This is a genomic window from Aeromonas sp. D3, from assembly GCF_027705025.1.
In the GTDB taxonomy this organism is placed as follows: Bacteria; Pseudomonadota; Gammaproteobacteria; order Enterobacterales; family Aeromonadaceae; genus Aeromonas; species Aeromonas salmonicida.
The window spans coordinates 176303-189428 of the sequence record NZ_JAPDBE010000003.1 but is presented as its reverse complement, the minus strand read 5'-3'; the positions used below and the strand labels follow the sequence as shown (position 1 = coordinate 189428).

The following is a 13126-nucleotide window of genomic DNA, read 5'->3' as shown; positions in this document are numbered from 1 at the left end:
TTGTCGCCTCGCAGCGACCGCCTTCCTGAGCGTAGGAAATGCGTGAAATTTGGTTGCGGGGGCCGGATTTGAACCGACGACCTTCGGGTTATGAGCCCGACGAGCTACCATGCTGCTCCACCCCGCGTCCGAAATCGTGCGAGATTATAGCCAGTTCATTCTCTTCATACAAGACTGAGTGACTATAATACACCCGGTTACCCGAGTTCACTGCTTAATTGGTGCCGTGGGCGGGACTCGAACCCGCACACCCTAGAGCACTACCCCCTCAAGATAGCGTGTCTACCAATTCCACCACCACGGCAAAACTCACTTATTGGGGAACGTCAGTATCTTTGTTTACTGGCGCTTTGGTCTGCTCAACCTGTTCGGTTTGTTGCAGATTTTCCCATTCACTACCCTGTTTTACCTTGTGGCTGGACATAGAGCCAAGCACCAAACTAATCAGAAAGAACAGAGTAGCCAAAACTGCTGTTGTTCGGGTCAGGAAACTGCCTGAACCACCGGAGCCGAATACGGTATTCGATGCCCCTGCGCCGAAGGAGGCGCCCATGTCAGCCCCTTTACCTTGCTGAATCATCACCAGACCAATCAGAGCCAGTGAAACCAGCAGATAAACGACTAAAAGAATTTCGTACATTTAACTTGCACCCTTTGCCGCTTCAACAATTCCTAAAAACGTCTTGTCATCGAGGCTTGCTCCACCAATCAGGCCGCCGTCAACGTCGGGCTGGGCAAACAAATCTCTCGCATTGGTCGGTGTCACGCTCCCACCATAGATGATTCTAACTTTCTCACCTATTACCGGAGTATCCTCCGCCAAGCGACCGCGTATAAAGGAATGAACCTCTTGTGCCTGCTCGGGTGTGGCGCATTTACCTGTACCTACAGCCCAAATCGGCTCGTAGGCGATGATAGCATTATCGAAAGCCATCGCGCCATTATTCTCTATGACGATATCCAGCTCTTCAGCGATCACCTCGAAGGCTCTTCTCGCTTGCCTCGCTGCACCTGACTCACCCAAACAGAGGATGGGGATCAAGCCTGCCGCTCTGGCTGCCGCAAACTTCTCTGCGACGATAAAGCTGGTCTCACCAAAGAGACGCCTGCGCTCGGAGTGCCCTACCAGTACGTAACGACACCCTGCCTCAACCAGCATCTCACACGAGACTTCACCCGTATAAGCGCCTTGTCGGTGCTGACTCACATTCTGAGCCCCCAACTTCATTACCTTTTGCTCGTTGAGCAGTGCGGCGGTGAAGTCGAGATGCACATGGGATGGACACAAGACCACATCTACTTGCTCATCAATACCTTTCAGGCATTGGCCAGTAAACTGCTCTAACTGCGACCTACTGCCGTGTAACTTCCAGTTGGCTGCTACAAACGGCTTGCGATGTCCCATCGGCAACTCCCTTGCGAAAGCGGGGCTGATAATATCCAGAGGATTGTCAGCTGACAAGTGCTATTTTTAAATTTTCGAATCGTTTGAACAAGATACAACCAGGGCGGCTAAAAAGCCGCCCTTTTTGTTCATTAAAACGCCGATTCAACCTGTTGTGCAATGCGCTGGGCCATGTCGCGCACCTGTTGCTCATGTTCACCTTCCACCATGACCCGGATCAGGGGTTCGGTGCCGGATTTACGCAGCAATACGCGACCACGGCCGGCCAGCTCCTGTTCCACCTTGGCGACTTCCTGGTTGACGGCGTCAGCCGCCAGCGGATCCTTGCCCTCGGCGAAACGGACGTTCACCAGCACCTGCGGGAACTTGCTCATGCCGGAGCGCAGCTTGGCCAGCGGCATCTCGGCGGTGCAGATGGCCATCAGCACCTGCAGGGCGGCGACTATGCCATCCCCTGTCGTGGTCTGATCCAGGCAGATGATGTGACCTGAGTTTTCACCCCCGATACGCCAGCCCTTCTCATTCATCATCTCCAGCACGTAGCGGTCACCCACTTTGGCCCGGGCAAACGGGATCCCCAGGGTCTGCAACGCCAGCTCCAGGCCCATGTTGGCCATCAGAGTACCGACCACACCGCCTTTGAGGCGACCGTTGCGCAGGGCATCGCGGGCAATGATGTAAAGGATCTCGTCGCCGTCGATGATGTAACCGGTGTGATCAACCATGACCAGACGATCGCCGTCACCATCGAATGCCACGCCCAGGTCTGCCTTGCACTCCAGCACCTTGGCCGCCAGCGCGTCGGGAGCGGTAGAACCGACACCGTCGTTGATGTTGAGACCATCCGGGCTGCAGCCGATGGCAATCACCTCGGCGCCCAGCTCGCGGAAGACGGAGGGGGCTATGTGATAGGTTGCGCCATTGCCGCAGTCGACCACCATTTTCAACCCTTCCAGACTCAGATTGGAGGGGAAGGTGCTCTTGCAAAACTCGATATAGCGGCCAGCAGCATCCTCGATACGCACGGCTTTGCCCAAATCGGCTGACTCGACACACTTGATCTCGTGATCCAGCTCGGCCTCGATAGCCATTTCCACATCATCCGGCAACTTGGTACCGTCAGCGGAGAAGAACTTGATGCCGTTGTCATAGAAGGGATTGTGTGAGGCGCTGATAACGATACCGGCCTCGGCACGGAAGGTGCGGGTCAGGTAGGCAACGGCCGGGGTGGGCATGGGGCCCATCAGAATAGCCTTGAGGCCGGCAGCGGAGAGGCCGGCTTCCAGCGCGGATTCCAGCATGTAGCCAGAGATGCGCGTATCTTTGCCGATCAGCACCTTCTTGGTGCCCTTCTTGGAGAGCACCTTGCCTGCTGCCCAACCCAGCTTCATCACGAAATCAGGGGTGATCGGGAATTCGCCAACCTTGCCGCGGACACCATCGGTGCCGAAATACTTTCTTGCCATTATCTGTTCTCGTTTTTTTATTTGGATATGAAATCTTGTCCCGTCATTACCATCCAGCCGGCGCGCAGGGCATCCATGGTCTCTCGCACATCGTGCACCCGGATGATCCGGGCACCATGTTGCATCCCAATCAGCGCGCAAGCCAGGCTGCCAGCCAACCGATCATCAACCGGTCGGCCAAGCAGGTTGCCTATCATAGACTTTCGCGACATGCCGACCAAGAGCGGAAGCTGGTAATCGAGCAACTTGCTCTGCTGTGCCAGTAGGTGATAGTTGTGTGCCAGCGTCTTGCCAAAGCCGTAGCCCGGGTCCAGCAACAACTGCTGGCGCCGTATCCCGGCGGCCAGACAGGCGGCAATACGCTCATCGAAGAAAGCCCTCACCTCCCCCAGCAGGTCATCATAATGGGGTTCGGCCTGCATGGTTCTCGGTTGGCCTTGCATGTGCATCAGACACACTGGTACGTCAGCTTCTGCGGCAACCGCCAGGGCGCCGGGTTCAAGCAGCGCCCTGACATCATTGATGAGATGGGCTCCCGCCTTGCAACCTTCGCGCATCACGGCAGCCTTGGAGGTATCGAGGGATATCATCACATCCAGCTCGGCGACCAGCCGTTCGACCACGGGGATCACCCTGTCCAGCTCTTCTTGTTCGCTCACGTCAGGGGCGCCAGGACGGGTCGACTCGCCACCAATATCGATAAGTGTTGCCCCGTCAGAGACCATCTGACGCGCATGGACCATCGCCCGTTCAATCTGATTGAAATGACCGCCATCGGAGAAGGAGTCTGGGGTGACATTGAGGATCCCCATGACATGGGGGCGTTCGAGGGAGAGGCTGAGCCCTTTGCTGATTAGCTGCATCTTCACTTCCGTTTGCATAAAGAAAAACCCCGGGACCAGCCCGGGGTTTGCATCATTACAGTTTATTTGGCCGGGAGATCATTGGCCTTGTCGATATCGACATCAGCCACCTGCTCGACCTCAGTCACAGCCGGTTTCGCATCCTCTGCGACAGTGGCACCACCTGACGGGGTATCGCTGTGCTCATCATGCCAGTTGCTGGGAGCACGCACCTCGCGACGGGCCATCAGATCGTCGATCTGCTTGGCGTCGATGGTTTCGTACTTCATCAGCGCATCTTTCATGGTGTGCAGTACGTCCATGTTGTCCAGCAGGATCTGCTTGGAGCGGGCGTAGTTGCGATCGATAACCTGCTTGACCTCTGCATCGATGACTCGCGCGGTGTCGTCGGACATGTGCTTGGCCTTGGCCATGCTGCGACCGAGGAACACTTCGCCGTCTTCTTCTGCATAGAGCATGGGACCGAGACGCTCGGACATGCCCCACTGGGTCACCATCTTGCGGGCGATGTCGGTCGCACGCTCGATGTCGTTGGACGCACCGGTCGATACCTTCTCGGCACCGTAGATCAGCTCTTCCGCCAGACGACCACCGTACAGGCTGGAGATCATGGACTCCAGGTGCTGCTTGGAGTGGCTCCAGCGATCCTGCTCGGGCAGGTACATGGTCACACCCAGCGCACGACCGCGCGGTATGATGGAAACCTTGTAGACAGGGTCATGATCCGGCACCAGACGACCTATGATGGCGTGACCCGCCTCATGGTAAGCCGTCATCTCCTTCTCGGACTCCTTCATCACCATGGAACGGCGTTCCGCACCCATCATGATCTTGTCCTTCGCCTTCTCGAACTCGGCCATGGAAACCACACGGCGGCTCTCACGGGCAGAGAAGAGCGCAGCTTCGTTGACCAGGTTGGCGAGATCAGCACCAGAGAAACCCGGAGTACCACGTGCAATTACGGCTGCATTGACATCATCTGCCAATGGCACCTTGCGCATGTGCACTTTCAGGATCTGCTCGCGACCGCGCACATCCGGCAGACCAACCACAACCTGACGGTCGAAACGACCCGGACGCAGCAAGGCCGGATCCAGTACGTCAGGACGGTTGGTGGCAGCGATGACGATGACGCCTTCATTGCCTTCAAAACCATCCATCTCGACCAGCATCTGGTTCAGGGTTTGCTCGCGCTCATCGTGACCACCGCCAAGACCGGCGCCACGCTGGCGACCGACCGCATCGATTTCATCGATGAAGATGATGCAGGGGGACGACTTCTTGGCCTGTTCGAACATGTCACGTACCCGGGAGGCACCGACACCCACAAACATTTCGACGAAATCAGAACCCGAGATGGTGAAGAAAGGCACCTTGGCCTCGCCCGCAATGGCCTTGGCCAGCAGGGTCTTACCGGTACCGGGAGGACCTACCAGCAGTACGCCGGTCGGGATCTTGCCACCCAGTTTCTGGAACTTGCTCGGGTCGCGCAGATAGTCGACCAGCTCTTTCACCTCATCTTTGGCTTCATCGCAGCCTGCGACGTCAGCAAAAGTGGTCTTGATCTGATCTTCGCTCATCAGGCGAGCCTTGCTCTTGCCAAACGACATGGCACCCTTGCCACCGCCGCCCTGCATCTGACGCATGAAGAAGACCCAGACACCGATCAGCAGCAGCATCGGGAACCAGGAGATGAAGATAGAGGTCAGCAAAGACGGCTCTTCCGGCTTCTCACCCATCACTTTGACATTGTGATTGAGCATGTCGTTGAGCAGCTGGGGATCCGGCGCCGGTATGATGGTGGTGAAGCGTTCACCAGTGCGCTTGACGCCATTAATGACCTTGCCATCCATCCGCACTTCACGGATCTGCTCTTGGGTCACTTCTTTAACGAAGCTGGAATAGTCCAGCTGGCGACTGGTGGTATCGCTGGGGCTGAAGCTATTGAACACCGACATCAACACGACGGCGATGACCAGCCACAGGATTAGGTTTTTCGCCATGTCACTCAAATCAATGACCTCGCAGACTGACAGTTAACGATGAAGGTTAGGGTACTACAGTTTAAAACCGGTAGCCACAATGTAGACTTCTCGTGAACGAGCACGAGACGAGTCTGGTTTACGAATCTTGACAGCAGAGAAAAGCTTACGAATTTCATTGAGATAGGCATCAAACCCCTCTCCCTGGAATACCTTCACCACGAAGCTGCCATTAGTGCGTAACACTTGATTGCACATGTCGAGCGCGAGCTCGATCAGGTACATGGCGCGGGCCTGATCCACCTGTTGGGTGCCACTCATATTGGGCGCCATATCAGACATGACCACGTCCACCTTGTCCGGACCAACACGGTCCAGCAAGGCGCCGAGTACAGTCTCCTCCCGAAAGTCCCCTTGCAGGAAATCGACACCGGCAATGGGATCCATCGGCAAAATATCACAGGCGATGACTCGCCCATTGTCACCCACCTGCTCAACGGCGAACTGGGACCAGCCACCCGGGGCGGCCCCCAGATCCACGACCGTCATGCCGGTGCGAAGCAATTTGTCCTTGCCCTGGATTTCATCAATTTTGAAAACAGCGCGGGAACGCAGCCCCAATTTCTGGGCTTTTTTGACGTATTGATCGTCGAAATGTTCTTTTAACCAGCGGGTTGAGCTGGGGGAACGTTTTTTCTGGGTCATGATTATCGACTTTAAAAAACCACAAGGGTTATTAGTATTAAGGGCTAAGTGGGGGTAGAATACGCCCCTTTCAACCCTGACTTATGAAGAAATTGCCATGATTCTCAACAATAAACAGAAACAGTACCTCAAGGGCCTTGCCCACAGTCTGAAGCCCGTTGTCCTCTTGGGTCAACATGGTCTGACCGAAGGTGTACTGGCCGAGATCGATCTGGCGCTGAACCACCACGAGCTGATCAAGGTTAAGGTTGCGTCTGAAGATCGTGAGATGAAACAACTGGTTATGGATGCAATTGTCCGTGAAACCGGCGCGGTCAAGGTACAGAGCATCGGCCACGTGCTGACCATCTACCGTCAGGCCAACGAGCCGAAAATCCAGCTGCCCCGCAAGTAACAGGAAAGAGCCTCGCTCTTTCCTTCATTTCCCTTCTTCCCAAGTCGCTTGCCAAAGTAGTCGCCAGGCCCTTAACCTGCGATGAATACTCCTGGATACCCGCTATGGATCACCATCAGATTCTCACCGAAGATGAACTGGCCATGCTACGGGACTTGGGGAGCGATCAGGAGATGGCCGCCGGACAATCCCTGAGCGGTTATCTCGCCACACCCTTGCTCGGGCTGTTGCAACGCGCAGATCAGCTGGTACTCGAAGCCCGCTTTGCCGGGCATCAACTCCGCTTTCCGCTGCGCTTCACTCAGGGAGACGATGGCTTTGTCGAACCACGCATCGCCGCTCCCGTCATCAAGGAGCTGGGTTACCCCCATCTGCGCGCCTGGCGCCTGGATGAAAAAGCCCGCTTCAAGGTGGCCGAAACCGAGTATCTGGTACACAGCCTGTCGCTGGATGGGCTTGTCGTGGAAGGCTTGCCGACCAGACTGACCGTCGGCGCCACTCTCAGCGGTAACCTGCTCATTCATGAACTGGCCCCTCTGCGCCGAGCTGATCAGGCATATTAATCAGCGCAATGGCGTACAGGGCTGGGCACTCCACTTCCAGATGGCCAAGCCGGACCTGGAACGACTGCGAAGCTGGATGTTCCAGCGCCATCAGGATGCGTTCACCCAAGCTTACCAACCCCGCTAAATACAAACAGGGGAGCCGTGCTCCCCTGTTTCAGGCATCACCTCATATCAGAGGTAGGCGACGGCCAGGATCTCGTATTCCACATCGCCAGCCGGCGTCTTGACGATGACGACATCGTCCACTTCCTTGCCGATCAAGGCTCGGGCAATGGGCGAGTTCACGGAGATCATGTTCTGTTTGATGTCCGATTCGTCGTCACCCACGATACGGTAGACCACTTCTTCTTCCGTCTCGCTCTTGAGCAGAGTCACGGTTGCACCGAAGATGACACGACCATTGTTGGCAATCTTGGTGACATCAATCACCTGGGCATTGGAGAGCTTGCTCTCAATTTCCTGAATGCGACCTTCACAAAAACCTTGCTGCTCACGGGCGGCATGGTATTCGGCGTTTTCTTTCAGATCGCCATGTTCACGGGCATCTGCAATCGCTTCGATTATCTGCGGACGAAGCTCGCTCTTCAGATAGTCGAGTTCTTCACGCAGCTTTTCCGCGCCGCGAACAGTCATCGGAGTATGATTCATAGTCGAAACCTGGGTTGCTTGAAAAAGAGAAGCTGCGGCAATCAAAGAGAGCCGCAGCTATCGGTTCGGATGGGGCATCTTAATATGAAGCCAGCACAAAATCCATGTCAGTCCCTGCGAGCGGGATCGCGCTTTGCACTCAATTCTGCTTCGGCTCAGAGACGCCAATCGGGGCCGACACTGTCGGTTTGCCCTGCATGATTGAGATCTCCACTCGCCGGTTCATACGCCGATTGTCCGGATTGGTGTTGGGCACCAGGGGCTGGGAGTCGGCCATGCCTTGCACCACCAAGCGTTTACCGTCAAAGCCAGGCACCTTGATCATCTGGTGAGCCACCGCCACCGCACGCTGGGATGAGAGATCCCAGTTCGATTGAAACAGCTCATTTTCGGTCGCTATATTGTCGGTATGACCCGACACGGTTATCTCACCTGGCACATCTTTCAACAAGCTGGCGACTTTGCGAATAACCGGCCAGAACTGGGGTTGCAAGAAAGCCGAACCAGCCGGGAAGGCGGCTTTCTCACGGATCCGGATGATAATCTGCTGACCCAGGGCTTCCACCTCGATGGCGCCATCTTGAATCTGGGCTTTCATCTGCTCGGCCAGCGCCTTGGCCAGTGCATTTGACTGCTCTTGCTGCTTCTGTGCTTCCTGCTGCTTTTGCGCCTCTTGCTGGGTATCGCCACCACTCAACTGCCCATCAGTCTTGTCATGCCCACCCGCCTGATCGGCGTCGCCTGGCTGAAAATCAAGCTCTGTCTGGGTCATGTCGATGGTCTGCTGCATGATGGTATCGATAGGGGTCGGCTCGGGGCGACCCGGCCTGAACTCCTGGGCGATGACGGACGTTCCCTTGGGAATGTCCTTCACTTCCAGAATGCTCTGCACACCAAAAGCATTTCTCATAGAGCCGGCGATCTGCTTGAACTTGAGTACATCCATCTCGGCAAAAGAGAGCAATAACACGAAGAAACACATCAGCAATGACATGAGATCGGCGAAGGTCCCCATGTATGCGGGAAGACCGGGAGGCGGACACTTGCATTTTGCCATGGCGAAGATTACTCCGTTGCCTGCTCACGCTTGGATTGATGCAGATAATTCTTGAGCAGGGACTCTATCACCCTGGGGTTCTGACCATCCTGGATCCCCATGATGGCATCAAGGATAAGCGAGCGACTGAGCCGTTCTTCCGAATTGCGCAAATCAAGCTTGTCCGCGATGGGAATGGCAAACATGTTGGCAAGGATGGCCCCATAAAGGGTGGTCAACAAGGCAACCGCCATGGCAGGCCCGATAGATTTGGGATCACTCATGTTGGAGAGCATGGCAACAAGCCCCACCAGGGTACCTATCATGCCCATGGCGGGGCCCAAGTCCCCCAGCGCCCGAAAGACCTTGATGGCATTGGTGTGCCGCTCCTCGGTGAGGTCTATGTCTTTTTCCATCACTGAGCGCACCACGTCCGCATCATGACCATCGACCAGCATGTCGATCCCCTTTTTCATGAAGGTATTGGGGATCTCGGCCGCTTCCAGTGCAAGAAAGCCCCCTTTGCGAGCCGCATCGGCCAGCTCGACGGACTTGAGGATCAGGTCATCGAGCTTGTCTCCCTTGTACATAAAGGCCTTGCCAGCGACCTTGAATGCCAAAAAAAACTGGCCGATGTTGAACTTCATCATGCCGACAAAAATTGAGCCCATAAAAGTGATCAGAATGGAGGGAACATCCACAAACATGCCGACGCCACCGCCCAGCACCATGGCATAACCCACCACCCCGAAGCCGAGCACTATGCCTATCAGACTGCCTAGATCCACGTCCCTACTCCTGTCACCGGTTCTGATGTCTATGATAGTTTGTTGAATTTTCTGCTATTACGCGCCAAGCGGCAAGGGCCGCCATATTTTTCCTTACCCACAAGATGGCTTATTATCGGCCACTTTTCCGAGAGTTTAAGCCGACTGCGCTTTTCTGCCTCCCCCCTGTGCGTCGTCGATGTTAAGATAAGCCGTTTTTTTCAATCCCCGAGGATGAACATGGCCAGTAAGAAAATCGACCGCCTGAGTTTTGATGCCACTCTGGAAGAGCTGGAAACCATAGTTCATCAACTGGAACAAGGTTCCTTACCGCTGGAAGAGGCGCTCAAGCAATTCGAACAGGGTGTCCATCTGGTACGGGCTGGGCAGCAGAAGCTGGAACAGGCCGAACAGAAGATCCAGATCCTGCTGACTCAGGCCGATGGCACTGAGCAAGCCGTCCCCTTCCAGCCAGAGCAAGGAGAGGAATGAGTGACGCTGGACAATTTTTCCCGTCTGCATCGGCAACGTATTGACGACTGTCTGTCTGCACAACTTGAATCCTTGCCCGCCATGGCCCCGCGTCTGCGCGATGCCATGCGCTATGGCCTGCTGCTCGGCGGCAAACGGGTACGCCCCTTCCTGGTCTATGCCGTGGGGGAGATGCTGGGCGTCAAACGCGAGCTGCTGGACGGCCCCGCCGCGGCTGTGGAGTGCATTCATGCCTACTCGCTGCTGCACGACGATCTGCCCGCCATGGACAACGATGATTTGCGTCGTGGTCAACCGACAGTACACAAGGCATTTGATGAAGGCACCGCCATCCTGGCCGGTGATGCCTTGCAGACCCTGGCCTTCTCCATTCTGGCAGATCATCCCCTGCCCGACCGGCTTCTGGCCAACCGGGTACGTATGCTGAGCACCCTGGCCCGCGCCTCCGGCTACCTTGGCATGTGTGGCGGACAGGCACTGGATCTGCAGGCCGAAGGCCGCCAGATCAGCCTCCCCGAGCTGGAGCAGGTGCATCGCCACAAGACTGGCGCCCTGATCGAATGCGCCGTGGCACTCGGTGCCCTGTGCAAGGCCGACGTAGACGACACCACACTGGCGGCGCTGCAAACATACGCGGCAGCCATAGGGCTCGCTTTCCAGGTACAGGATGACATCCTCGACATCACAGGGGATACAGTGACACTGGGCAAGCCACAAGGCTCTGATCTGGCACAGGAAAAAAGTACCTATCCGGCCCTGCTCGGACTCGACAATGCCCGTGAGCTGGCTCGCGAACTGCACGGTAAAGCCTTAACAGCCTTGCAATCTTTGCCCTACAATACCGACATTCTGGAAGCGTTTGCCGATTACATCATTGAGCGAACCCACTAAACGCTGGATAACAGTAACAATATGAGCGTTGATATAAGCAATTTCCCCAACCTGGCCCTCGCGGATACGCCGGTCGAGTTGCGATCCCTGCCCTACGAACGGCTGCCGCTGCTGTGCAACGAACTGCGTGAATATCTGCTGCGTTCGGTGAGTCGCTCCAGTGGTCATCTCGCCTCCGGGCTCGGCACCGTCGAGCTGACGGTCGCGCTGCACTACGTCTACAACACCCCATTTGATCGGCTGGTGTGGGACGTGGGTCATCAGGCCTATCCCCACAAGATCCTGACCGGGCGTCGCGACCGGATGCAGAGCATTCGTCAGAAAGACGGCCTGCACCCCTTCCCCTGGCGCGGCGAGAGCGAGTATGACGTGCTCTCGGTCGGTCACTCCAGCACCTCCATCGGTGCGGCGCTCGGCATGGCCGTTGCCGCCGAGAGCGAGGGCCTGGGTCGCAAGGTGGTGGCAGTGATTGGTGACGGCGCCATCACCGCCGGCATGGCATTCGAGGCGCTCAATCACGCCGGCGATGTCCACAAGGACATGTTGGTGGTGCTCAACGACAACGAGATGTCCATCTCCGAGAATGTGGGAGCGCTGAACAACCATCTGGCCCGCATCATGTCTGGCAAGCTCTACACCACTATCCGCGAAGGCGGCAAGAAGGTGCTGGCGGGGCTGCCGCCGGTCAAGGAGCTGGCCAAACGGGCCGAAGAGCACCTCAAGGGCATGGTAGTACCCGGTACCCTGTTTGAGGAGTTCGGCTTCAACTACATAGGCCCCATCGACGGCCATGACATTGAGGCGCTGGTCGAGACCCTGCGCAACATGCGCAATCTCAAGGGCCCGCAGCTGCTGCACGTCAAGACCAAGAAGGGCAAGGGCTATGAGCCCGCAGAGAAAGACCCCATCGGTTATCACGGTGTGCCCAAGTTCGATCCGGACGAATGCACATTGCCCAAGGCGAGTGGCGGCAAGCCAAGCTTCTCCGCCATCTTCGGCCAGTGGCTGTGCGACATGGCGGCGAAAGACGAGAAGCTGGTCGGCATCACCCCCGCCATGCGCGAGGGCTCGGGGCTGGTCAAGTTCAGCCAGCAGTATCCGGATCGCTACTTCGATGTGGCCATCGCCGAACAGCATGCGGTCACCTTCGCCGCCGGCCTTGCCATCGCCGACAAGAAACCTGTGGTTGCCATCTATTCGAGCTTCCTGCAACGGGCCTATGACCAGGTGATCCATGATGTGGCGCTGCAGGCATTGCCGGTGCTGTTTGCCATCGACAGGGCTGGTCTGGTAGGCGCCGATGGGCCGACCCATCAAGGGGCGTTCGACATCAGCTTCCTGCGCACCGTGCCCAACATGGTCGTCATGACCCCGTCCGACGAGAACGAGTGTCGTCAGATGCTCTATACCGGCTATCAGTGCAACCAGCCGGCTGCGGTGCGTTATCCCCGTGGCAGTGGCACAGGTATCGAGGTGCAGACCGAGATGCAGGCGCTGGAACTGGGCAAGGGTCGTGTCATTCGCGAGGGCAAAGGTACCGCCATACTGGCGTTCGGCACCCTGCTGCAGCAGGCCAGGGCTACCGCCGAGGCGCTGGATGCCACCCTGGTGGACATGCGCTTCGTCAAGCCGATGGATGAAGCGCTGGTGCTGTCGCTTGCCGCCAGCCACGACCAGTTCGTGACCATAGAGGACAACGCCATCATGGGTGGCGCCGGCTCTGCAGTGAACGAGCTGCTGATGCGCAACAAGCAGTGCAAGCCAGTGCTCAATCTGGGCCTGCCGGATCGCTTCGTGGAGCAAGGCACCCAGGAGGAGATCTATGCGCTGCTGGGACTCGACAGCACGGGCATTCAAGCCAGCATAGAGGCTTGGCTGCAAGCCTGACGCAAGCACTGGCTACAATCGCAA

Annotated in this window: 13 protein-coding genes, 2 tRNA genes and 1 pseudogene; 5 read left to right on the top strand and 11 right to left on the bottom strand. The window is 56.8% G+C overall.

Annotation, left to right across the window (positions count from 1 at the left end; genetic code table 11):
- Nucleotides 1-50: 50 nt before the first annotated feature.
- From OKC28_RS03770 to rlmE, 8 genes are all read right to left on the bottom strand, one after another.
- Nucleotides 51-127 (bottom strand) — tRNA-Met (locus OKC28_RS03770).
- Nucleotides 128-219: 92 nt separating this feature from the next.
- Nucleotides 220-304 (bottom strand) — tRNA-Leu (locus OKC28_RS03765).
- 9 nt (nt 305-313) lie between these two features.
- Nucleotides 314-640 carry a preprotein translocase subunit SecG gene (secG, locus tag OKC28_RS03760; protein WP_021138145.1) on the bottom strand — a complete coding sequence of 109 codons (327 nt, stop codon included), beginning with the start codon at nt 638-640 and terminating at the stop codon, nt 314-316.
- On the bottom strand, nt 641-1405 hold the full coding sequence (tpiA, locus tag OKC28_RS03755) for a triose-phosphate isomerase (protein WP_270687486.1): 765 nt from the start codon (nt 1403-1405) through the stop codon (nt 641-643). It abuts the gene before it with no gap.
- A 131-nt stretch (nt 1406-1536) separates the two neighbouring features.
- Nucleotides 1537-2871: a phosphoglucosamine mutase gene (gene glmM / locus OKC28_RS03750; protein ID WP_005317535.1), complete on the bottom strand. Its 1335-nt coding sequence runs from the start codon at nt 2869-2871 to the stop codon at nt 1537-1539.
- 17 nt (nt 2872-2888) lie between these two features.
- Entirely contained in the window at nt 2889-3734 is an 846-nt protein-coding gene (gene folP / locus OKC28_RS03745) for a dihydropteroate synthase (RefSeq protein ID WP_270687484.1), read from the bottom strand.
- A gap of 62 nt (nt 3735-3796) precedes the next feature.
- Complete coding sequence (gene ftsH / locus OKC28_RS03740; RefSeq protein WP_005317541.1) at nt 3797-5746, bottom strand: ATP-dependent zinc metalloprotease FtsH; 1950 nt, start codon at nt 5744-5746, stop codon at nt 3797-3799.
- Between the two features lie 45 nt (nt 5747-5791).
- Nucleotides 5792-6421: a 23S rRNA (uridine(2552)-2'-O)-methyltransferase RlmE gene (rlmE, locus tag OKC28_RS03735; RefSeq protein WP_005317545.1), complete on the bottom strand. Its 630-nt coding sequence runs from the start codon at nt 6419-6421 to the stop codon at nt 5792-5794.
- 97 nt (nt 6422-6518) lie between these two features.
- Here rlmE and yhbY point away from each other — a divergent pair, with 97 nt between their 5' ends.
- Nucleotides 6519-6815, top strand: coding sequence for a ribosome assembly RNA-binding protein YhbY (gene yhbY, locus OKC28_RS03730; protein WP_005298134.1), 297 nt, complete (start codon nt 6519-6521; stop codon nt 6813-6815).
- A gap of 104 nt (nt 6816-6919) precedes the next feature.
- Nucleotides 6920-7505 (top strand): annotated as a pseudogene (locus OKC28_RS03725) (PilZ domain-containing protein).
- Between the two features lie 47 nt (nt 7506-7552).
- Here OKC28_RS03725 and greA read toward each other — a convergent pair.
- From greA to pomA, 3 genes are all read right to left on the bottom strand, one after another.
- Nucleotides 7553-8029, bottom strand: a complete 477-nt coding sequence (gene greA, locus OKC28_RS03715) for a transcription elongation factor GreA (protein ID WP_005317553.1) — start codon at nt 8027-8029, stop codon at nt 7553-7555.
- Between the two features lie 139 nt (nt 8030-8168).
- Entirely contained in the window at nt 8169-9086 is a 918-nt protein-coding gene (locus tag OKC28_RS03710) for a flagellar motor protein MotB (protein ID WP_159167028.1), read from the bottom strand.
- A gap of 8 nt (nt 9087-9094) precedes the next feature.
- Nucleotides 9095-9853 (bottom strand): flagellar motor protein PomA, encoded by a 759-nt coding sequence (pomA, locus tag OKC28_RS03705; RefSeq protein WP_099994138.1) that lies wholly within the window; start codon nt 9851-9853, stop codon nt 9095-9097.
- Nucleotides 9854-10072: 219 nt separating this feature from the next.
- Between pomA and xseB the strand changes: the two genes are divergently transcribed.
- Genes xseB through dxs form a run of 3 tightly spaced genes read left to right on the top strand, consistent with a single transcriptional unit; the run spans nt 10073 to nt 13102 of the window.
- On the top strand, nt 10073-10324 hold the full coding sequence (gene xseB, locus OKC28_RS03700; RefSeq protein WP_005317577.1) for an exodeoxyribonuclease VII small subunit: 252 nt from the start codon (nt 10073-10075) through the stop codon (nt 10322-10324).
- A complete protein-coding gene (ispA, locus tag OKC28_RS03695; RefSeq protein ID WP_270687471.1) occupies nt 10325-11215 on the top strand; it encodes a (2E,6E)-farnesyl diphosphate synthase in 891 nt (296 codons plus the stop codon).
- A 21-nt stretch (nt 11216-11236) separates the two neighbouring features.
- Nucleotides 11237-13102 (top strand): 1-deoxy-D-xylulose-5-phosphate synthase, encoded by a 1866-nt coding sequence (gene dxs, locus OKC28_RS03690; RefSeq protein ID WP_270687469.1) that lies wholly within the window; start codon nt 11237-11239, stop codon nt 13100-13102.
- The last annotated feature ends 24 nt before the right edge of the window (nt 13103-13126 follow it).